This window comes from Glycomyces sp. NPDC048151 (assembly GCF_043202775.1).
In the GTDB taxonomy this organism is placed as follows: Bacteria; Actinomycetota; Actinomycetes; order Mycobacteriales; family Micromonosporaceae; genus Glycomyces.
In genome coordinates this window covers 360,037-378,524 of record NZ_JBIDBB010000004.1, presented here as the reverse complement: position 1 = coordinate 378,524, position 18,488 = coordinate 360,037, and the positions used below count along the sequence as shown (strand labels likewise).

Here is an 18,488-nt window from a genome sequence, read left to right as displayed (position 1 = left end):
GGGTGGAGCGGCACCGCGAGTCCTAGTACTCCTTGCGGTCCGGGTTGCCGGCGTGCTTGCCCTTGTCGTCGCCTTCGGTGGTCTCGTCGCTCGCGCGGAGCTTGTCGAGGTCCTCGTCGGAGAGGGTGGCGTCCGCTTCGCTGATCTCCTCGGCGGCGGGGGCCTCTTCGGTCTCGGCCGTCTCGGCGGGGGTGACGACCTTGGCGATGGCCTGGCGGGCGAAGACGAGGAAGGTCTCGTCGCTGGCTTCGAGGGTGACGGTCTCGTCGTCGGAGTCGACGACGGTGCCGTAGAGGCCGCCGATGGTCATGACGCGGGCACCGGGCGCGACGTTGTTCTGCATGTCCTGCTGCTCGCGCTGCCGCTTCTTCTGCGGGCGGATCATGACGAAGTACATGAGCGCGATGAAGCCCACGATCATGACGAGGAACATGATGTTCGAGCCGCCGGCTTCCTGCGCGAGGACGTCTACGGATGCTTGCACGGTGGTGCCTTTCTTCGGTGCCGTCCGAACTGCAGTGCTGTCAGAATGCCGTCGTTCGGAATGTCAGTGGGTGACGTGGGCGGAGTCTATCCCGCCGGGTGTGACGCTTTGTCCCCCCTATGGCCCACCCTACGCGTCGCCGCTGCCGAAGAGCCCTTCGGCGCTCGGCGGGTTGAGTCCCAGGTGGTGCCAGGCGGCGGCGGTGGCGACGCGCCCGCGCGGGGTGCGGGCGAGGAGCCCGGCGCGCACGAGGAAGGGTTCGCAGACCTCTTCAACGGTGTCGGGCTGCTCCCCCACGGCCACGGCGAGTGTGGTGAGGCCGACCGGTCCGCCGTTGAAGGTGCCGCAGAGGGCGCGCAGGACGGCGCGGTCGAGGCGGTCGAGGCCGAGCTGGTCGACGTCGTAGAGCTGGAGGGCCTCGGAGGCGACGCGGGCGGTGATGACGCCGTCGGCGCGGACCTGCGCGAAGTCGCGGACGCGGCGCAGGAGGCGGTTGGCGATGCGGGGTGTGCCGCGGGAGCGTCCGGCGATCTCGACGGCTCCGGCGGGGTCGATGGCGACGTCGAGGATGCCCGCCGAGCGGGTGACGATGGCCTGGAGTTCGTCGTCGTCGTAGAACTCGAGCTGGCCGAGGAAGCCGAAGCGGTCGCGCAGGGGCCCGGTGAGGAGTCCGGCGCGGGTGGTGGCGCCGACGAGGGTGAACGGTTCGAGTTCGAGCGGGATGGCGGTGGCGCCGGGGCCCTTGCCGACGATGACGTCGACGCGGAAGTCCTCCATGGCGGTGTAGAGGAGTTCTTCGGCGGGGCGGGCGATGCGGTGGATCTCGTCGATGAAGAGGACTTCGTTCGGGCCGAGGCTGGTGAGGATCGCGGCGAGGTCGCCGGAGCGCTCGATGGCGGGGCCGGAGGTCTGGCGCAGGCCGACGCCGAGTTCGGCGGCGACGATCATGGCGAGGGTGGTCTTGCCGAGGCCGGGCGGGCCGGAGAGCAGGAGGTGGTCGGGCGAGGAGCCGCGGCGGCGGGCGCCTTCGAGGAGGAGGCTGATCTGCTCGCGGACGCGGGCCTGGCCGATGACGTCGTCGAGCTTGCCGGGGCGGATGCCCTCTTCGGCGAGGCGGTCGAGTTCGGTGGCCTCGGCGGCGGTGAGGGCCTTGTCCCACTCTTCGGCGGAGTAGTCGTCGGGTCGTTCCATGCCCTATCGCTTTCCGAGGAGTCGGATGGCCTGCTTGAGGAGCGAGGGGACGTCCTGGCCTTCGGCGCCTTCGGCGTCGAGCTTCTCGATGGCGGACTCGGCTTCCTTCGCGGACCAGCCGAGTGCCTGGAGGCCTTGGGAGACCTGGGTCCTCCAGCCGCCGGGGCGGCCGCCGGCCTGTTTGGGGACGTTGCCGAGGTCGACGGGACCGATCTTGTCGGCGAGGTCGAGGACGATGCGCTCGGCGCTCTTCTGGCCGACGCCGGGGATGCGGGTGAGGGTCGCGGTGTCGCCGGTGGCGATGGCGCGGCGGATGGCGTCGGGGCGGAGCACGTCGACGGCGTCGCGGGCGATGCGGGGGCCGATCTTCTGGGCGTTCTGCAGCAGTTCGAACAGGTCGCGTTCGTCGGCGGTGTTGAAGCCGTGCAAGGTGATCGAGTCTTCGCGGACGATGGTGGAGATGGCGAGGACCGTCGTGGAGCCGACTTTGAGGTTGGCGAGCGTGTGGGCCCCGGCGTGGACGGCGTAGCCGACGCCTTGGACGTCGACGACGGCGTAGGCCTCGCCGACGGCGGCGACGGTGCCGGTGAGCTGGGCGATCATCGGGCGCTCTCCTTGTTGACGGCGGCTTGGATCCGGGCTTTGACGCCGCCGCGCCACAGGTGGCAGATGGCGATGGCGAGGGCGTCGGCCGCGTCGGCGGGCTTGGGCGCCTCCTTGAGGCGGAGGATGCGGGTGACCATGGAGGTGACCTGGCGCTTGTCGGCGGTGCCGTTGCCGCACACGGCGGACTTCACTTCGGACGGCGTGTAGGTGGCGGTGGGCAGGCCGAGGCGGGCTCCGGCGAGGAGCGCGATGCCGGAGGCCTGCGCGGTGCCGATGACACTGGCCACATTGTGCTGGCTGAAGACGCGTTCGACGGCGACGGCCTCGGGCTCGTGCTCGGCGAGGTAGGCGCGCAGGCCGTCGTCGAGGGCGAGGAGCCGGTCGGCAAGGGGCGCTTCGGGATCGGTGCGGACGACGCCGACGGCGACCATGGTTCCGGGTGCTCCGGGGCGGCCGTCGACGATGCCGACGCCGCACCGGGTCAGGCCCGGGTCGATCCCCATGACGCGCACGCGTTCCTCCTGTCGCTCGATGCGTCAGCTTATCCGGCCGGTCCGACGTTCGGTCCCAAGCACGTCCGAGGGTGCGTTGCGGACTGACTGTCATCAGTCGGGAATCGGACCGGTGGCCTAGCCCATAAACCACTTGCCGGTCGGCTAGTAACGTGCTTGGCTTGTAACCGGCCGGACCGCTCGCGGCCACCTCCCATCGGTGCGAGACGCGAGATTCGAGTCCGGCTCGCCGCTGTCCTTCACCGCTCCATTGCCACCCTGCGAAACCTGTTGGGACCAACTGTGTCTGCTGCTGCCTTCATACCGCCGGTCGCCGCGCCCGGACACTCGCGACGCTTCATCGCCACGATGGTGTTCGTGCTCGGGGCGCTTTCGGCGACCGCGCCGATCGCGATCGACCTCTACCTCCCGGCCTTCCCCGCGATGGCCGATGCCCTCGGCTCCCCCGAGAGCCGCATCCAGCTCACCCTGACCTCGATGATGATCGGCATGGGCCTGGGCCAGGCCTTCATCGGCCCGCTCTCGGACCGCATCGGCCGTCGCAAGCCGCTGCTCATCGGCATGATGGTCTTCACCGTCACCTCGCTGGTGTGCACCGTGGCGCAGAGCGCCGACCTGCTCATCGTCATGCGCTTCATCCAGGGCCTCAGCGGCGCGGCCGGGGTCGTGGTGGCCCGCGCGGTCATCCGCGACCACTTCGCGGGCGACGACATGACCCGGTTCACGGCCAAGATGATGTTCGTCACGATGCTCGCGCCGATGCTCGGCCCGATCGTCGGCGCGCAGCTCATCCGCTTCGGCCCCTGGCAGACCGTGTTCGTGTTCATGGCCGTCCTGTCGGTCCTGACCACGTTCCTGGTGTGGAGGTTCCTGCCCGAGAGCCTCCCGGCGCAGGAGCGCCGCGCGATGGGCGGGCGCGAGTTCGCCGCGTCCCTGTGGACGCTGGTCCGCGACGCGCGCTTCATCGCGCCCACGCTCGTGGTCATCATGAACTTCTCGATGCTGTTCACGTACGTCTCGACGTTCAGCTTCATCTCCCAGAACGAGCTGGGCGCGACCGCGGGCTTCTACTCGCTGCTGTTCGCGCTCGGCACGCTCGCGCTCCTGGCGGGCAACCAGGTCAACATGCTCATGATCGACCACTCGGAGTCGAACCAGCGCATGATCACCGGCATGGCGATCTCGCTCGCCGGCGTCGCGTGGATCGCCGCCGTCCAGTTCGCGGGCGCCGAGAACCTGTGGACGGTCCCGGCCGGGATCGTGCTCATGATGTTCGGCTGCGGCGTGGTCTTCCCGAACGCGGGCGCGGCCGCGATGTCCTCGCAGCCGCCCCAGATCGCCGGGACCGCCTCGGCGTTCATGGGCTCGCTCCAGATGGGCGCGGGCGGCGCGATGCCCGCCCTCGCCACCATCGGCGGCGTGACGCTCGCGAACATGACGATCGGCCTGAGCGTGTACGCGGTCGCCACCGCCGCGGCGGTCGTGTGGACGATCGCGGTGTACCGCAAGGAACCCGCCATCGCCTAGCAGCGCAGACGCGAGGGCCCGGAGCGGAACGCTCCGGGCCCCTTCTCGTTTCAGCGCTCCCCGCGCGACGCGGCCGCCTCCAAGAGCTCGCCCACCGCCTCGTCGCTGGTCTGGTCGAACCGCTCGTAGCACTGGCCCACCGCCTGGAACCAGGGCGGGACCGACACGCACACCAGCTCGTCGACCATCGCCGACAGCTCCCGCACGGCCGATTTCGGCGCGCACGGCACGGCGACGACCACCCGCTCGGGGCCCAGCTCCGACACGGCCCGCACCGCCGCGCGCATCGTCGCCCCGGTCGCCAGGCCGTCGTCGACGAGCATCACCGTCCGGCCCTCGGGCCGCAGCGGCGGACGGCCCCTCGTATAGACCTCCTCGCGGCGCGCGAGCTCGGCGAGCGCGCGCTCGGCGGCCTCGTCGAACTCCCGGGGCGCGATGTCGATCATGTCGGCGACCTCGTAGTTCATCACCACCGCGCCGCCGGAGGCGACCGCGCCCATCGCCAGCTCCTCGCGGCCGGGCACGCCGATCTTGCGGACCGTGAACACGTCGAGGGGCGCTTCGAGGGCCATCGCCACTTCGTACGCCACGGGGACGCCGCCGCGCGGGAGGCCCAGCACCAGCAGGCCGTCGCGGCCGTAGTAGTCGTCGACCAGCCGCAGCGCCAGCGCACGTCCGGCGTCCGCTCTGTCGGCGAACCTCTGGTCTCCCACGGTCCGGAGGTGCCCGCCCGGGCCCGGCCTAAACCCCGCTGAGCAGCCGAAAGGCCCGGGACGCGGGGCGTTCCGGGCCTTTCGTACGCGATGTCTACTCGGCGTCGAGCTGCGCCAGCACCTCGTCGGAGATGTCGGCGTTCGTCCACACGTTCTGGACCTCGTCGGAGTCCTCCAGCGCGTCGACCACGCGGATGACCTTGCGCGCGCCCTCGACGTCCACGGCGATGTGCGTGGAGGCCACGAAGCCCGCCTCGGCCGAGTCGTAGTCGATCCCGGCTTCCTGCAGGGCGGTGCGCACCGCGATGAGGTCGGTCGGCTCGCACAGCACCTCGAAGCCGCCCTCGCCGAGGTCGTTGACCTCTTCGGCGCCCGCGTCGAGGACCGCCATGAGGATGTCGTCCTCGGTGAGCTTCTCGTCGGCGGAGACGATGATCGTGCCCTTGCGGGAGAACATGTACCCGACCGAGCCGGCCTCGCCGAGCGAGCCGCCGTTGCGCGTCAGCGCCACGCGGACCTCGGCGGCGGCGCGGTTGCGGTTGTCGGTGAGGCACTCGATGAGCACCGCGACGCCGCCCGACGCGTAGCCTTCGTACATCAGGGTCTCGTAGTCGACGCCGCCGCCGTCGAGCCCGCCGCCGCGCTTGACCGCGCGGTCGATGTTGTCGTTGGGGACCGAGCTCTTCTTGGCCTTCTGGATCGCGTCGAAGAGCGTCGGGTTGCCCGCCGGGTCAGGACCACCGGTGCGCGCCGCGACCTCGATGTTCTTGATGAGCTTCGCGAAGATCTTGCCCCGCTTGGCGTCGATCGCGGCCTTCTTGTGCTTGGTCGTCGCCCACTTGGAGTGACCACTCATACCGGCGTTCCTCGTTCCTCTTATTCGACCGGTCCGGCGTCTGCGCCTCGGACCATTCCCACGAAGTACTCGTGCACCCGCGCGTCAGCGGTCACCTCCGGGTGGAAGGAGGTGGCCAGGCAAGCGCCCGCACGTACGGCGACGATCCTACCGCCCTGCTCGCCGCCCTCCCCGTCACCGCTGTCGACCCTGGCGAGGACCTGGACGCCTTCGCCCACGCGCTCGACCCACGGGGCCCGGATGAACACGGCCCGGAACGGGTCGCCCGCGATGCCCTCGACCGCGATCTCGGTCTCGAACGAGTCCACTTGGCGGCCGAACGCGTTGCGGCGCACCGTCATCGGGATCGCGCCGAACGAGCGCTGGTCGGGGCGGCCGTCCAGGACCTCGTCGGCGAGCATGATCATGCCCGCGCACGACCCGAACACCGGCAGCCCCGCGTCCAGCCGCTTCTTGACCGGCTCGAACAGGTCGAAGATCTCCAGGAGTTTGCTCATGGTGGTCGACTCCCCGCCGGGGATGACCAGGCCCTGCACGGCGTCGAGCTCCTCGGCGCGGCGCACCCGCACGGCCCGCGCGCCCGCGGCCTCGAGCGCGCGCATGTGGTCGACCACGTCGCCTTGCAGGGCGAGCACGCCGATCAGGGGCACAGCGGTCATGAGAGAACTCCAAAAGTCTCGGTGCATCGGGCGCCACAAGCGTAATTCGGGTTCGCTCCCGTGCCTACCTGCTCGATCGCCGCTGTGACCGAAAGCAGGCTGAACTCGGCCGAGGGGCGACGATCCGTTAAAGTCTGCGATCGAACGTGACGCACCCCTTCATGCCCGGGAGTAAGAAGAAGATGGCCAAGACCTCGAAGCGCAACCCGATGCCCCGCGCCGTCCGGGCCGGACGCAACGCCATGTGGATCGAAGCGCTCATCGCGCTCGTCGCGGGCGGCCTCATCGTCCTGCTGCACCACCAGGCGAACGACTTCGTGCCCCCGGCCGCCGAGCACGACGTCTACCGCGCCGCCGTCGGCCTGGGCGGCCTCGCGCTGTTCCTGGTCCTCGCCATCGCCCTGCTGCGCTTCCAGTGGCGCATCCTGTGGGTCCTGATCCTGCTCGTGCAGGTCGCCGCGATCGTCGGCCTGGGCTGGCTGCTGTTCACGAGCGGACTCTACTGGGCGCTCTGCATCGGCCTCGTCATCGTGCCGATTACGATCTTGGGAACGCTTACCGAGCGCTTCGCCCGCCGCTGGTTCAACCACTAGGGTTCAACCACTAGGGCGCACGCCGGGCGACCTGCCAGCTGAAAGGCCACATAATGCTTCCGCAACCGAACTTCGGCCGCGACAAGGGCCCGATCGAGCCCGAGAAGGACGCGAACGGCGAGGGCGAGACGCCCCGCAAGAAGCTCCTGCGGCTCCAGATCGCGATGTGGGTGCAGGTGGCGTTCGCGGTGCTGCTCGGCACCCTGTTCTTCTACAACTCCCTCGGCGCGCGCAGCATCAGCGAAGCGGAGATCCTGAAGCACTACCAGGAGAACCCGGTCGAGGGCACCGAGCCCGAGGAGATCGCGAAGACCGCCTACGAGACATTCCAGAGCACCGGGTTCCTCGTCATGACGGTCACCATCGCGGGCCTCGCAGTCATCGCGTCCATCATCGCGGCGCTGTGCGCGACCCGCCTCAAGTCCCGCCTGAAGGCCGTGCGCTGGTGGGCGGTCGGCGCCACCGCGATCCTGTTCGTCGAGGGCATGTACATGTCCACGCAGTTCGGGCTCCTGGTCGCCCCGTGGGTGTTCGCGTCCGTGCTCGCCCTGTGGTGGCTGTTCTCCACCGACATCCGCTGGTGGCTCAGCAAGAGCGAGAAGGACCTCGCGGAGGACTAGTCCGACTCGGCCGAGCCGTGCCGCTGGATGTAGTCGATGAACGCCGCCCGCGCCAGGGGCTCGGCCGAGCCCCAGTCCCCTTTGGTGGCTTCGCGCCAGATGCCGAGCAGATCGTCGATCGCGACGCCGATCTCGGCCACGTCGGGGTCGATGTCCTCGGATTCGAGCGCGGTCGGGGTGTGCCGGAACAGGTCGATGAAGAACCGCCAGTCGCGGCGCTCGCGCGCCAGCGCGAACGCGCGCTGCTGGAGGTCGGCGGTCGGGAGCTGATCGAGGTCGCTTGCGTTCATGGCCCCAGCCTAAAGCGTGTCGAAGCGGGTGCGGACCCCTTCGGGTCCTTAGGATCGCGGCATGCTCAAGCAGTTTGTCAGCGCCGCAGCCGTTATCGGCGCGGCCGCGTTCGCGCAGGCGGCCGCGGCCGGACCGGCCCAGGCCCTCCACGCGGACGCCCCGCACAGCCGCTTCCAGGTCTTCCTGCACCCGCTGAACGGGGGCGAGGACGTCACGATCACCCTGGACTGCCCGGCCGGGCTGAGCGAGCACCCGAACGCGGAGCGGGTGTGCGCGCAGCTCGAGGACGCGGGCGGGCGCATCGACCGGATCCCGGCCGCGGACGGCATGTGCACCAAGGAGTACGACCCAGTACAGGTCGTCGTCTCCGGGCACTGGCAGGGGACGCCGCAGCTGTTCGTCGAGGAGTACGGGAACGGCTGCGAGGCGGTCATGGCCACCGGCGGGGCCCTGCTCGACCTCTAGGCTCGGCATCAGAACACGGGAACGGGCCGGGAGCGAGATGCTCCCGGCCCGTTCCGCGTCCGTCTACCAGCCGCGCTTGGCGAGCTTCTGCTCCTCGGGGAGGGTGTCGACGTTGATGCCGACCATGGCCTCGCCCAGGCCGCGGGAGACCTCGGCGATGACCTTCGGGTCGTCGTAGAAGGCCGTGGCCTTGACGATGGCGGCGGCGCGCTTGGCCGGGTCGCCGGACTTGAAGATGCCGGAGCCGACGAAGACGCCCTCGGCGCCGAGCTGCATCATCATGGCCGCGTCCGCGGGGGTGGCGATGCCGCCCGCGGTGAAGAGCACGACCGGGAGCTTGCCGAGCTTGGCGACCTCGGCGACGAGCTCGTAGGGGGCGCGGAGCTCCTTGGCGGCGGCGTACAGCTCGGTGGAGTCGAGCGTGGTGAGCTTGCCGATGTCCTGGCGGATCTGTCGCATGTGGCGGGTGGCCTCGACGACGTTGCCGGTCCCGGCCTCGCCCTTGGAGCGGATCATGGCCGCGCCCTCGCTGATGCGGCGCAGGGCCTCGCCGAGGTTGGTCGCGCCGCACACGAACGGCACGTTGTACTGCCACTTGTCGATGTGGTTGGCCTCGTCGGCGGGGGTGAGGACCTCGGACTCGTCCACGTAGTCGACGCCGAGGGACTCCAGGACGGCCGCTTCGGTGAAGTGGCCGATGCGGGCCTTGGCCATGACGGGGATCGAGACGGCCTCGATGATGCCGTCGATCATGTCGGGGTCGGACATGCGCGAGACGCCGCCTTCGCGGCGGATGTCGGCCGGGACGCGCTCGAGCGCCATGACCGCGACGGCCCCGGCGTCCTCGGCGATCTTGGCCTGCTCGGGCGTGACGACGTCCATGATGACGCCGCCTTTCAGCATGTCGGCCATGCCGCGCTTGACGCGGGCGGTCCCGATCTCGGCCTCGGTCTTCTGGGTCTCTGACACGGTTCCCGGCTCCATCTGAGGTAGTCGTCAACTGCTGGGCATGTCCATGGCTTCGCCATGAGGGGGTGCTGACCTGGCCGAGTCTACGCCGCGACCCGCCTCACAGGCCCGGTGATACAAACCCGGAGTGAGGCCGTCGCGGCCTAGTGCACGGGGTCTTCGATGTCCCAGTACTCGGGGCGGGGCAGGCGGCGGTGGAGGCGGAGCACGACGGACATCGGGAGGGATCGGGAGGCGACGGCGTCGCGCACGAAGTCGGAGTGGATCTGGCGGGCGAGGGCGACGCGGCGGTTGGCGGCGTCGAGGTCGTCGGACCAGACCGGGTTCGCGGCGAGTTCGCGCAGGGCGCGGGTGAGGTCGTTCTCGGCGTACTCGCGCAGTTCGCGCTGGCGCTGGGTGTCGGCGGGGACGGCGACGACGGAGAGGGCGAGGGCGACGACCTCTTCGAAGCCGGGGGTGCCGACGAACTTGAGGACGGTCTCGGCGCGGTCGTCGAGCTTGGCGAGGAGGGCGCCCTCGGCGGCGCGGGCGCGGCGGTGCAGGCGTTCGACCCGGGTGACCGTCCATGTCGCGTACGCGCCTACGACGGCCACGATCGTCACGAGCACAGCCAACCACCACATCGGGCTGATATTACGTGGGAGCACCCGCCGCCGGGGATCCGGAGGCGGGCGCTGTGCGGGTTCGGGTACGGGCTACATCTCGGCCCCTGCGGGCGGTGTCTCGCGGGTGCCTCGGACCTGCCAGGCGGCCATGAGGCCGAGGAGGAAGGTCAGGGCGCCGACGATGACGTTGTTCCAGATGAGGCTCGTCTCCGGGTTGGTGATGAGCACCCAAGGCGAGACCGCCAGCCAGACGCCGACGGCGCAGAGCGCCCAGCTCATGCCGTACATGCGCTCGGGCGCCACGGTGAATCCGAGCGCCAGCAGGCCCACGGCGATGCCGACGATCAGGTTGTGCGTGGCGAAGTCGGCCTGCGTGGCCGAGAACCCGACCACCCAGGGCGAGATGATGCAGTAGAGGCCGACGAGGAAGACGGGGGCGTCGATGAACGCCACGTCCCTCCGGCCGAGCATCTTGTCGTAGCGGGCCCGCATCTCGTGGACGTCCGGGTGCGTGGTCATCGCTTCGCCCATCTTCGCTTCGCCCCGGTGAGAGATATCGGCCATCGAACTGCCCTCCGTGGGGTCCGCGCGCGTGCGGCTCCGGCACGGGACTACGCGGCCCCTTCGCCTCATTATGTACCCATTGCGCACGCAGAGTAAAGAGGCGGTCACACGTTTTACGGGGCTCAGCGGCGTTCGGTGCCCGCTTCGATGGCGGCGCGGTAGACCTCCAGGAGCCGGGCGGCGACCTCGGGCCAGTCGTAGCGCTTGACCCACTCGTTCGCCCGCTCTACGTACGACGTACGGAGTGCCTTGTCGTCGAGGAGCCGGGCGGCCTTGGCCGCGAGGTCGGCGCTGTCGCCCATGGTGAACAGCTCCCCCGCCTTGCCGTCGTCGAGGACCGCGCTGAACGCCTCGATGTCGGAGGCGAGGACGCAGGTCCCGGCGGCCATGGCCTCGGTGAGGATCATCCCGAACGACTCGCCGCCGGTGTTGGGGGCGACGTAGAGGTCGACGCCCGCGAGCATCGAGGCCTTCTGCTCGTCGTCCACCGCGCCGAGGAAGCGGATGCGGCGGGCGACGTCGGGGTCGAGCCCGGCGACGGCCGCCTCGGGGTCGCCGCGGCCGACGACGAGCAGGTGCAGGTCGGGGCGGTCGGCGGCGAGGCGCGCGAACGCCTCGCGCAGGATCGGGAAGCCCTTGCGCGGCTCGGTGTACCGGCCCATGAACCCGATCGTGGGCCCGTCCGGCTTGTCCGCGAGCGGGGCCGCCTTGCGGTAGAACGCGACCGAGACGCCGTTGGGGATCTCGACCGCGCCGCCGCCCAGGTGCTCGACCTGGACCTTGCGCGCGTAGGGGCTCACGGCGATCCGCGCCGAGAGGCTCTCCAGGACCAGCTGCGCCATGTGCTTCCCGGCCGCGAGCATCCGCGAGCGGGTGATCGCGGTGTGGAACGTGGCCACGACCGGGCACTTGGCGTTGAGCACCGCGAGATAGGAGAGGCTCAACGTGAGCGGTTCGTGCACGTGGACGACGTCGAAGTCGCCTTCCGCGCACCACTTGCGCACGCGCGCGGCCGAGCGCGGCCCGAACGCCAGGCGCGCGACGGATCCGTTGTAGGGCACCGCGACGGCCTTCCCGCCGGGGACCACGAAGTCCGGCAGGTCCGCGGTCTCGGTCGCGGGGGCCAGGACCGACACGTCGTGCCCGGCGTCGATCAGGGTCTCGGCCAGGTCGCGGATGTGGAACTGGACCCCGCCGGGGACGTCGAAGGAGTACGGGCTGACGATCCCGATCCGCAGCAGGTCCGCCATGTCAGTGCGCGCTTTCCCGCGGCGCGTCGAAATCGGCGGACCAGAAGCGCTGCAGCATGTGCCAGTCCGCCGGATGCGCGCGGATGCCCTCCTCGAAGGCCTCGGCCATGCGCTGGGTCGTGCCGGAGACGCGCTCGCGGAACGAGCCGGTGCCGAGGTCGACCGGGCCGCTGATGTGGCAGACCGCGCGGTCGTCCTCGTAGTGGATCGCGGCGGTGAACAGCTCGACCTTGTTGCGGATCGCCAGCAGCGCGGGCCCGGTGGGGAACGTGGTGGCCTCGCCGAAGAACTTCACCTCGGTGCCGCCGCGCCCCAGGTCGCGGTCGGCCACGAGCGCGACCACGTGCCCGTCGTCGAGCGCTTCGCCAAGGGCCGCTTGCGGATTGCGGTCGCCGCCGGAAGTCGGGATGATCTGCATGCCCAGCGACTCGCGGTATTCGAGGAACCGCCGGTAGACCCCTTCGGGCTTCAACCGCTCGGCGACGGTGGTGAGCCGGTCCTTCGCGACCGCGCCGACCCAGGCGCCCGCGAAGTCCCAGTTCCCGCAGTGCGGCAGCGCCACGATCGAGCCCAGGCCCCGCTCTGCCCGCTCGTGCACCGGCTCGTAGCCGTTCATCTCGAACTTCTGCTGCAGCCGCGCGGTGCTCATCGACGGCAGCCGGAACGCCTCCAGCCAGTACCGGGCGTACGAGCGCATCGCCTGGCGCATGAGCGCCTCGTCGGGTTCGCCGCCGACGACGCGGGCCAGATTCTTGCGGAGCTGGCGCACGCCCCGGCCGTTCTTCTTCAGCGCGCGGTCCGCGAAGCGGTTCCCCAGGGCGCCGGCCGCGCCCTCGGGGAGGAGCCGCACGCCGCGCCAGGCGGCCAGATAGGCCAGCTCGGTGAGGCGTTCAGACATCGACGCGCTCCTCGCTCGCGGCGAGCGCCGCGCGCGCGAACACCAGGCGCTGCACCACGGTGATCGAGGCGAGCACGGCCAGCAGGCCCATGCCCGCTTCGAGCGCCCACGGCACGCCCAGGACCTCGGCCAGGACCGTGGCGGCCGCGATGATGAGCCGCTCGGGCCGCTCGGCGATGCCGACGTTGCACTCGGCGCCGAGCGATTCGGCGCGGGCCTTCACGTACGAGACCATCTGGGAGGCGATGAGCGCCCACAGCGCGAGCGCGCCGCCCAGGCCCCGGTCCTCGGCGAGGAGGAAGTACGCGAGCCCCGCGAAGATCGCGCCGTCCGCGAGACGGTCGCAAGTGGAGTCGAGGAGCGCGCCGAAGCGGCTCGTGGTGCCGTTGACGCGGGCGATCGCGCCGTCGAGCATGTCGGTGAGGACCGAGGCCGCGACGACGATGAGGCCCGCGAGCAGGTGCCCGGGGGCGAGCAGCAGCACGGAGGCGCCGACGACCACGGCGGTTCCGGCGACGGTGACGGCGTTGGCGGACACGCCGACGCGGATGAGGACCTTCGCGGCGGCGTCGACGTAGCGGCGTACGCCCGCTCGGCCGGAGGTCCGAAGGAACTTCGCCATGGTCTCCTGTTTTTCTTAGGCAGGCCCAAGTGGGTGTTCGGGCAAGTGGGTGCGGTGCCCGCCCCCGAACGGGCCGGGAGGAGCGACACCTCTGACTGTAACGGGGTCCGCCCGGTCACACCCGCTCCCATGCGGCCGCGAGCTCCTCGCGGGTGTCCTTCAGCAGCTGCGGGAGGGTCTTGGTGCGCCCGATGATCGGCATGAAGTTCGCGTCGCCGCCCCAGCGCGGGACGATGTGCTCGTGCAGGTGCCCGGCGATCCCCGCGCCCGCGACCTGGCCCTGGTTCATGCCGATGTTGAACCCGTGCGCGCCCATCACGGCGCGCAGCACGGTCATGGCGCGCTGAGTGAGCGCGCCCATCTCGGCGATCTCGTCCGCGTCCAGGTCGGTGTAGTCGGGCACGTGCCGGAAGGGCACGACCATGAGGTGGCCGTTGTTGTACGGGTACTTGTTCATGACCACGTACATCGACGAGGCCCGCGCGACGATGTTGCCGTCCGCGTCCTCGAGCTTGGGGATCTCGCAGAACGGGCAGCCCTCGACGTCCGCGTCGTCGCCGGTGGGCTTCCCCTCGCCTTGGATGTAGGACATGCGGTGCGGGGTCCACAGCCGCTCGTACCCGTCGGGGACGCCGACGCCTTCGCCTTCGCGCTCTTCCACGGAACGATCCTAGGCCACGCGGGAAGCGAGCCGGAAACCCGACGAAAACACCGTGACACGTCGTGTCGGTTAAGCTCCGGACGTGACGTTGCCCCAGCTGTACCTCGTAGTGCTCATCGGCTGCGTCACCGTGCTCCTGTCCATCGCCGCCATCCGGGCCACCCACCGGCTCGGCCTCCCCGCGCTGCTCATCTTCCTCGCGGCCGGGATGGTGCTCAGCGAGGGCATCGGCATCCGCTTCACCGACTTCGAGCTCGCGCAGGTCATCGGCACGTTCGCGTTGGCGCTCATCCTCATCGAGGGCGGGCTCTCGACCAGGTGGCGGGCGATCTCCCGGCAGCTCGCCCCCGCCGGGATGCTCGCCACCGCGGGCGTGGGCATCTCGGTGACCGTGACGGCCCTGGGGACGCACTACCTGCTGGGCTTCGACTGGCAGGCGTCGCTCGTGATGGGCGCGGTCGTGGCCTCCACCGACGCGGCGGCCGTGTTCTCCGAACTGCGCGGCGTCGGCCTGCCCAAGCGCCTCAGCGGCACCCTCGAAGCCGAGTCGGGCTTCAACGACGCCCCCGCGGTGATCCTGGTGCTCGCGTTCTCGTCGGCGGCGGGCATCCCGGACGCCGCGCACCTCATCGGGGACCTGCTGTGGGAGCTCTCGGTGGGCTCGGCGCTCGGCGTCGCGATCGGCTTCGGCGGGGCCTGGCTGCTGCGGCGGCTCGCACTGCCGGTCTCGGGCCTCTACCCGCTCGCGGTCTTCAGCCTCGGGCTCGCCGCGTTCGCGGCCGCCGGGGTCCTGCACGCCTCCGGGTTCATCGCGGCGTACCTGGCCGCGCTCGTCCTCGGCAACTCCCATCTGCCGCACCGGGCCGCGACGCAGTCGTTCGCGACCGGGCTCGGGTGGGTCGCCCAGCTCGGCATGTTCGTCATGCTCGGCCTGCTCGCCTCCCTGGACAACCTCGTCAACGCGATCGTCCCGGCCCTGGTCGTCGGCGGTGTGCTCACGCTCGTCGCCCGGCCGCTCTCGGTGTGGCTGTGCCTCATCCCGTTCCGCTTCACGTTCAAGGAGAAGACGCTCCTGTCGTGGGCGGGCCTGCGCGGCGCGATCCCCATCGTCCTCGCCACGATCCCGCACGCCGCGAATCTCCCTGGCGCGCAGGGACTGTGGGACATGGTGTTCGTGCTGGTGGTCGTCTTCACGCTCCTCCAGGGGCCGACGCTGCCGTGGGTGGCCCGCCGTCTCGGCCTGGTACAGGCCGAGACGGTGCAGGAGGTGGAGATCGAGGCGGCGCCGCTCGACGCGGTCGACGCCGAGGTCCTCGCCGTGGCCGTCCAGAAGGGCTCAGGGCTGGCGGGCATCAGGATCTTCGAGCTGCGGCTCCCCGAGGGCAGCGCCATCGCCGGAGTCGTGCGCAAGGACCGCCTCTTCGTGCCAGCCAAGCCCGACCGTCTCCGCTCGGGCGACCAGCTCCTCATCGTCACCAACCCGGCCCTGCGCGAGGCCACCGAGGAACGCCTCACCGCCCTCGCCAGAGCAGGCCGCCTCGCCCGCTGGCTCGGAGAGACCGGCAAGCCGTTAAACGCGAACGGCCCGCACCGGAATGGTGCGGGCCGCGAGAACGGTCGGTCAGGCCTCTTCGGTTGCGGCCGAGGGGCCTTCGTTGACTCGGGACTCGACGATCTCGGCGACGTGGGCGATGGCCTCGTCGATCGGGACGCCGTTGCGCTGGGAACCGTCGCGGTAGCGGAAGGACACGGTGCCGGCGGCCTGGTCCTCGTCGCCCGCGATGACCATGAACGGGATCTTCTGGAGCTGGGCGTTGCGGACCTTCTTCTGCATGCGGTCGTCCGAGTGGTCGACCTCGCCGCGGATGCCCGCCGCGCGGAGCCTGCCGAAGAACGCCTCGAGGTAGTCGGCGTTCTCGTCGCGGACGGGGATGCCGACGGCCTGGACCGGGGCCAGCCACGCCGGGAACGCGCCCGCGTAGTGCTCGGTGAGCACGCCGAAGAACCGCTCGATCGAGCCGAACAGCGCCCGGTGGATCATGACCGGCTGCTTGCGGGTGCCGTCGGCGGCCGAGTACTCCAGGTTGAACCCGTTGGGCTGGTTGAAGTCGAGCTGGATGGTCGACATCTGCCAGGTCCGGCCGATCGCGTCCTTGGCCTGGACGGAGATCTTCGGGCCGTAGAAGGCCGCGCCGCCCGGGTCCGGGACGAGGTCGAGCCCGGACTCCTCCGCCACCTGGCGCAGGGTCTCGGTCGCGGTCGCCCAAAGCTCGTCGTCGCCGATGAACTTCTCCGACTCGCCCTTGGTGGACAGCTCCAGGTAGAAGTCGTTGAGGCCGTAGTCGCGCAGCAGCTGCAGCACGAACTCCAGCAGGCTGCGGATCTCGCCCGGCGCCTGCTCCTGGGTGCAGTAGATGTGCGCGTCGTCCTGGGTCAGGCCGCGCACGCGGGTGAGGCCGTGGACCACGCCGGACTTCTCGTACCGGTACACGGTCCCGAACTCCGACAGGCGCAGCGGCAGCTCGCGGTACGAGCGCCCGCGCGAGCGGAAGATCAGGTTGTGCATCGGGCAGTTCATGGCCTTGAGGTAGTAGTTCGCGCCCTCGAGCTCCATCGGCGGGAACATGGTGTCCGCGTAGTACGGCAGGTGCCCCGAGGTGTGGAACAGCTGCTCCTTGGTGATGTGCGGGGTGTTCACCACCTCGTATCCGGCCTCGTGCTGCTTCGCACGCAGGTAGGACTCCATCTCGTGGCGGATGATCGCGCCCTTGGGGTGGAACACCGGCAGGCCCGAGCCGAGCTCGTCCGGGAACGAGAAGAGGTCGAGCTGCTGGCCGAGCTTGCGGTGGTCGCGCTTCTCGGCCTCGGCGAGGCGCGCGAGGTAGTCCTTCTGGTCCTGGACAGTCGCCCAAGCGGTGCCGTAGATGCGCTGGAGCTGCGGGTTCTTCTCAGAGCCCATCCAGTACGCGGCGGCCGAGCGCATGAGCTTGACGGCGCCGATGAGCTTGGTCGAGGGCAGGTGCGGGCCCCGGCACAGGTCCCCCCAGACGCGCTCGCCGTTGCGGTCGTGGTTGTCGTACGCGGTGAGCTCGCCGCCGCCGACCTCCATGATCTCGTCGGCGTCGGTGCCCTCGCCCTTGGTCTCGATGAGCTCGAGCTTGTACGGCTCGTTCGCGAGCTCCGCGCGGGCCTCGTCGAGGGACGCGTACTTGCGCCGGTGGAAGGTCTGCCCCTGCTTGATGATCTGGAGCATCCGCTTCTCGACGGCCTTGAGGTCGTCGGGGTTGAACGGCTCCTCGACGTCGAAGTCGTAGTAGAAGCCGTCGGTGATCGGCGGGCCGATCCCGAGCTTGGCCTCCTTCAGCTCCTGGACGGCCTGCGCCATGACGTGCGCGGCGGAGTGGCGCATCACGTTGAGCCCGTCGGGGCTGTTCAGCGGCACGGGCTCGACCTTGGTGTCGGCCTCGGGGGCCCACGAGAGGTCGCGCAGCTGGCCGTCGGCGTCGCGGACGACGACGATCGCGTTCGGCCCGTTGCCGGGGAGGCCGGCCTCGGCGACCGCCGCAGCGCACGTGGTGCCAGCAGTGACCCACAGCGGTTCGATGACGGCTGGGCTGCTGTGGTTCGGCGCTGCGGGTGCCACGGTTCTCCTCGTTCGCTGGTAGACGGATTTCCGCCTGCGGATATTCGGCTCCATGGTAGTCGCCGCGGCGTTGTGGACTCCATCGCATTAGCGGGTCGCGGGCGTGGTGGTGATTCCCTCGCGTCCGGACTTGACCTTGGTCCCGACACCAAGGTCTACGGTTCATCCATGACCGCAGCGACCGTGACCCTGACCGTCGGGAGGCTCGCCGACGAGGTGGGCGTCACGACCGACGCCATCCGCCACTGGGAGCGCGAGGGCCTGTTCCCCGCGCCCGAGCGCAGCGCGGCCGGGTACCGCCGGTACGACGCCGAGGCGCTGGACCGGGCCCGGTTCATCCGAGCGTGCCAGCGCGCGGGGCTGCGCCTGGCCGACATCGCCGACCTGCTGGCGGTGCGCGACACGGGATCGTGCCCGTGCGAGCCCGCCGGACAGCACCTGGAGCGGCGGATCAGCGAGATCTCGGCGGAGATCGCGCGGCTGGAAGGGTTGCGGACCCAGCTGACGGACATGCTGCGGGCGGTCGACTCGGGCTCGTGCGACCCGCCGCTGCCCGAGAACTGGTGCCCTCCGGCCCGGCAGGGTCTGCGGGCGGGGGCCTCGCCCGGTGCTTCCGAGGGAGGTGAGTGCGGGTGAACATGACCGACGAGTGCTGCAACTGCTGCAACGACGAGTCGTGCCAGTGCGGCGGCCAGGACTGCTGCCACGGCTGCTGCGAGAAGTAGGCGAACGAGAGGACGCGCCCGGCTCTCGAGCCCG

General features: G+C 70.4%; 21 protein-coding genes and 1 pseudogene. 6 read left to right on the top strand and 16 right to left on the bottom strand.

The window, feature by feature from the left end; genetic code table 11:
* Positions 1 to 22 precede the first annotated feature (22 nt).
* From yajC to ruvC, 4 genes are all read right to left on the bottom strand, one after another.
* Positions 23 to 484, bottom strand: a complete 462-nt coding sequence (yajC, locus tag ACGGCP_RS11615) for a preprotein translocase subunit YajC (protein ID WP_392964489.1) — start codon at positions 482 to 484, stop codon at positions 23 to 25.
* Positions 485 to 613: 129 nt separating this feature from the next.
* On the bottom strand, positions 614 to 1,675 hold the full coding sequence (gene ruvB / locus ACGGCP_RS11610) for a Holliday junction branch migration DNA helicase RuvB (protein WP_392964486.1): 1,062 nt from the start codon (positions 1,673 to 1,675) through the stop codon (positions 614 to 616).
* Positions 1,676 to 1,678: 3 nt separating this feature from the next.
* Positions 1,679 to 2,278 (bottom strand): Holliday junction branch migration protein RuvA, encoded by a 600-nt coding sequence (gene ruvA, locus ACGGCP_RS11605; RefSeq protein ID WP_392964484.1) that lies wholly within the window; start codon positions 2,276 to 2,278, stop codon positions 1,679 to 1,681.
* Positions 2,275 to 2,793 carry a crossover junction endodeoxyribonuclease RuvC gene (gene ruvC / locus ACGGCP_RS11600; RefSeq protein WP_392964481.1) on the bottom strand — a complete coding sequence of 173 codons (519 nt, stop codon included), beginning with the start codon at positions 2,791 to 2,793 and terminating at the stop codon, positions 2,275 to 2,277. Before ruvC ends, ruvA begins: the two co-directional genes overlap by 4 nt.
* Positions 2,794 to 3,075: 282 nt before the next feature.
* On the opposite strand from ruvC, the gene ACGGCP_RS11595 reads away from it, so the two are divergent.
* A complete protein-coding gene (locus tag ACGGCP_RS11595) occupies positions 3,076 to 4,320 on the top strand; it encodes a multidrug effflux MFS transporter (RefSeq protein ID WP_392964478.1) in 1,245 nt (414 codons plus the stop codon).
* A 50-nt stretch (positions 4,321 to 4,370) separates the two neighbouring features.
* Here the strand turns inward: ACGGCP_RS11595 and ACGGCP_RS11590 are convergent, their stop codons facing one another.
* The 3 genes from ACGGCP_RS11590 to pdxT form a co-directional block, all read right to left on the bottom strand.
* Positions 4,371 to 5,033 carry a phosphoribosyltransferase gene (locus tag ACGGCP_RS11590; RefSeq protein ID WP_392964475.1) on the bottom strand — a complete coding sequence of 221 codons (663 nt, stop codon included), beginning with the start codon at positions 5,031 to 5,033 and terminating at the stop codon, positions 4,371 to 4,373.
* A gap of 94 nt (positions 5,034 to 5,127) precedes the next feature.
* Positions 5,128 to 5,889 (bottom strand): YebC/PmpR family DNA-binding transcriptional regulator, encoded by a 762-nt coding sequence (locus ACGGCP_RS11585; RefSeq protein WP_392964472.1) that lies wholly within the window; start codon positions 5,887 to 5,889, stop codon positions 5,128 to 5,130.
* 20 nt (positions 5,890 to 5,909) lie between these two features.
* Positions 5,910 to 6,548 (bottom strand): pyridoxal 5'-phosphate synthase glutaminase subunit PdxT, encoded by a 639-nt coding sequence (pdxT, locus tag ACGGCP_RS11580; RefSeq protein ID WP_392964469.1) that lies wholly within the window; start codon positions 6,546 to 6,548, stop codon positions 5,910 to 5,912.
* 146 nt (positions 6,549 to 6,694) lie between these two features.
* Between pdxT and ACGGCP_RS11575 the strand changes: the two genes are divergently transcribed.
* Positions 6,695 to 7,141: a hypothetical protein gene (locus ACGGCP_RS11575; protein ID WP_392964467.1), complete on the top strand. Its 447-nt coding sequence runs from the start codon at positions 6,695 to 6,697 to the stop codon at positions 7,139 to 7,141.
* A 53-nt stretch (positions 7,142 to 7,194) separates the two neighbouring features.
* On the top strand, positions 7,195 to 7,761 hold the full coding sequence (locus ACGGCP_RS11570; RefSeq protein ID WP_392964465.1) for a hypothetical protein: 567 nt from the start codon (positions 7,195 to 7,197) through the stop codon (positions 7,759 to 7,761).
* Here ACGGCP_RS11570 and ACGGCP_RS11565 read toward each other — a convergent pair.
* Positions 7,758 to 8,051: a hypothetical protein gene (locus ACGGCP_RS11565; RefSeq protein ID WP_392964462.1), complete on the bottom strand. Its 294-nt coding sequence runs from the start codon at positions 8,049 to 8,051 to the stop codon at positions 7,758 to 7,760. The two genes, ACGGCP_RS11570 and ACGGCP_RS11565, sit on opposite strands and share 4 nt — an antisense overlap.
* A 61-nt stretch (positions 8,052 to 8,112) precedes the next feature.
* Between ACGGCP_RS11565 and ACGGCP_RS11560 the strand changes: the two genes are divergently transcribed.
* Positions 8,113 to 8,517 carry an SSI family serine proteinase inhibitor gene (locus ACGGCP_RS11560; RefSeq protein ID WP_392964459.1) on the top strand — a complete coding sequence of 135 codons (405 nt, stop codon included), beginning with the start codon at positions 8,113 to 8,115 and terminating at the stop codon, positions 8,515 to 8,517.
* A 63-nt stretch (positions 8,518 to 8,580) separates the two neighbouring features.
* On the opposite strand, the gene pdxS is transcribed toward ACGGCP_RS11560, so the two are convergent.
* The 7 genes from pdxS to ACGGCP_RS11525 form a co-directional block, all read right to left on the bottom strand.
* Positions 8,581 to 9,501 (bottom strand): pyridoxal 5'-phosphate synthase lyase subunit PdxS, encoded by a 921-nt coding sequence (pdxS, locus tag ACGGCP_RS11555; RefSeq protein ID WP_392964457.1) that lies wholly within the window; start codon positions 9,499 to 9,501, stop codon positions 8,581 to 8,583.
* A gap of 128 nt (positions 9,502 to 9,629) precedes the next feature.
* A complete protein-coding gene (locus ACGGCP_RS11550; RefSeq protein ID WP_392964454.1) occupies positions 9,630 to 10,109 on the bottom strand; it encodes a hypothetical protein in 480 nt (159 codons plus the stop codon).
* 72 nt (positions 10,110 to 10,181) lie between these two features.
* Entirely contained in the window at positions 10,182 to 10,655 is a 474-nt protein-coding gene (locus ACGGCP_RS11545) for an SPW repeat protein (protein ID WP_392964451.1), read from the bottom strand.
* A gap of 122 nt (positions 10,656 to 10,777) precedes the next feature.
* Entirely contained in the window at positions 10,778 to 11,893 is a 1,116-nt protein-coding gene (locus ACGGCP_RS11540; RefSeq protein WP_392965094.1) for a glycosyltransferase family 4 protein, read from the bottom strand.
* Positions 11,894 to 11,906: 13 nt separating this feature from the next.
* Positions 11,907 to 12,803: a phosphatidylinositol mannoside acyltransferase gene (locus ACGGCP_RS11535; RefSeq protein ID WP_392964448.1), complete on the bottom strand. Its 897-nt coding sequence runs from the start codon at positions 12,801 to 12,803 to the stop codon at positions 11,907 to 11,909.
* Positions 12,796 to 13,425, bottom strand: coding sequence for a phosphatidylinositol phosphate synthase (gene pgsA, locus ACGGCP_RS11530; RefSeq protein WP_392964446.1), 630 nt, complete (start codon positions 13,423 to 13,425; stop codon positions 12,796 to 12,798). The genes ACGGCP_RS11535 and pgsA overlap by 8 nt, the downstream gene beginning before the upstream one ends.
* 115 nt (positions 13,426 to 13,540) lie before the next feature.
* Positions 13,541 to 14,086: an HIT family protein gene (locus ACGGCP_RS11525; RefSeq protein WP_392964445.1), complete on the bottom strand. Its 546-nt coding sequence runs from the start codon at positions 14,084 to 14,086 to the stop codon at positions 13,541 to 13,543.
* Between the two features lie 82 nt (positions 14,087 to 14,168).
* On the opposite strand from ACGGCP_RS11525, the pseudogene ACGGCP_RS11520 reads away from it, so the two are divergent.
* Positions 14,169 to 15,590: pseudogene (locus ACGGCP_RS11520) on the top strand (potassium/proton antiporter); the annotation flags it as partial.
* Between the two features lie 117 nt (positions 15,591 to 15,707).
* On the opposite strand, the gene thrS reads toward ACGGCP_RS11520, so the two are convergent.
* Entirely contained in the window at positions 15,708 to 17,729 is a 2,022-nt protein-coding gene (thrS, locus tag ACGGCP_RS11515; protein WP_392964443.1) for a threonine--tRNA ligase, read from the bottom strand.
* Positions 17,730 to 17,897: 168 nt separating this feature from the next.
* On the opposite strand from thrS, the gene ACGGCP_RS11510 reads away from it, so the two are divergent.
* On the top strand, positions 17,898 to 18,365 hold the full coding sequence (locus tag ACGGCP_RS11510) for a MerR family transcriptional regulator (protein WP_392965091.1): 468 nt from the start codon (positions 17,898 to 17,900) through the stop codon (positions 18,363 to 18,365).
* Positions 18,366 to 18,488 lie beyond the last annotated feature (123 nt).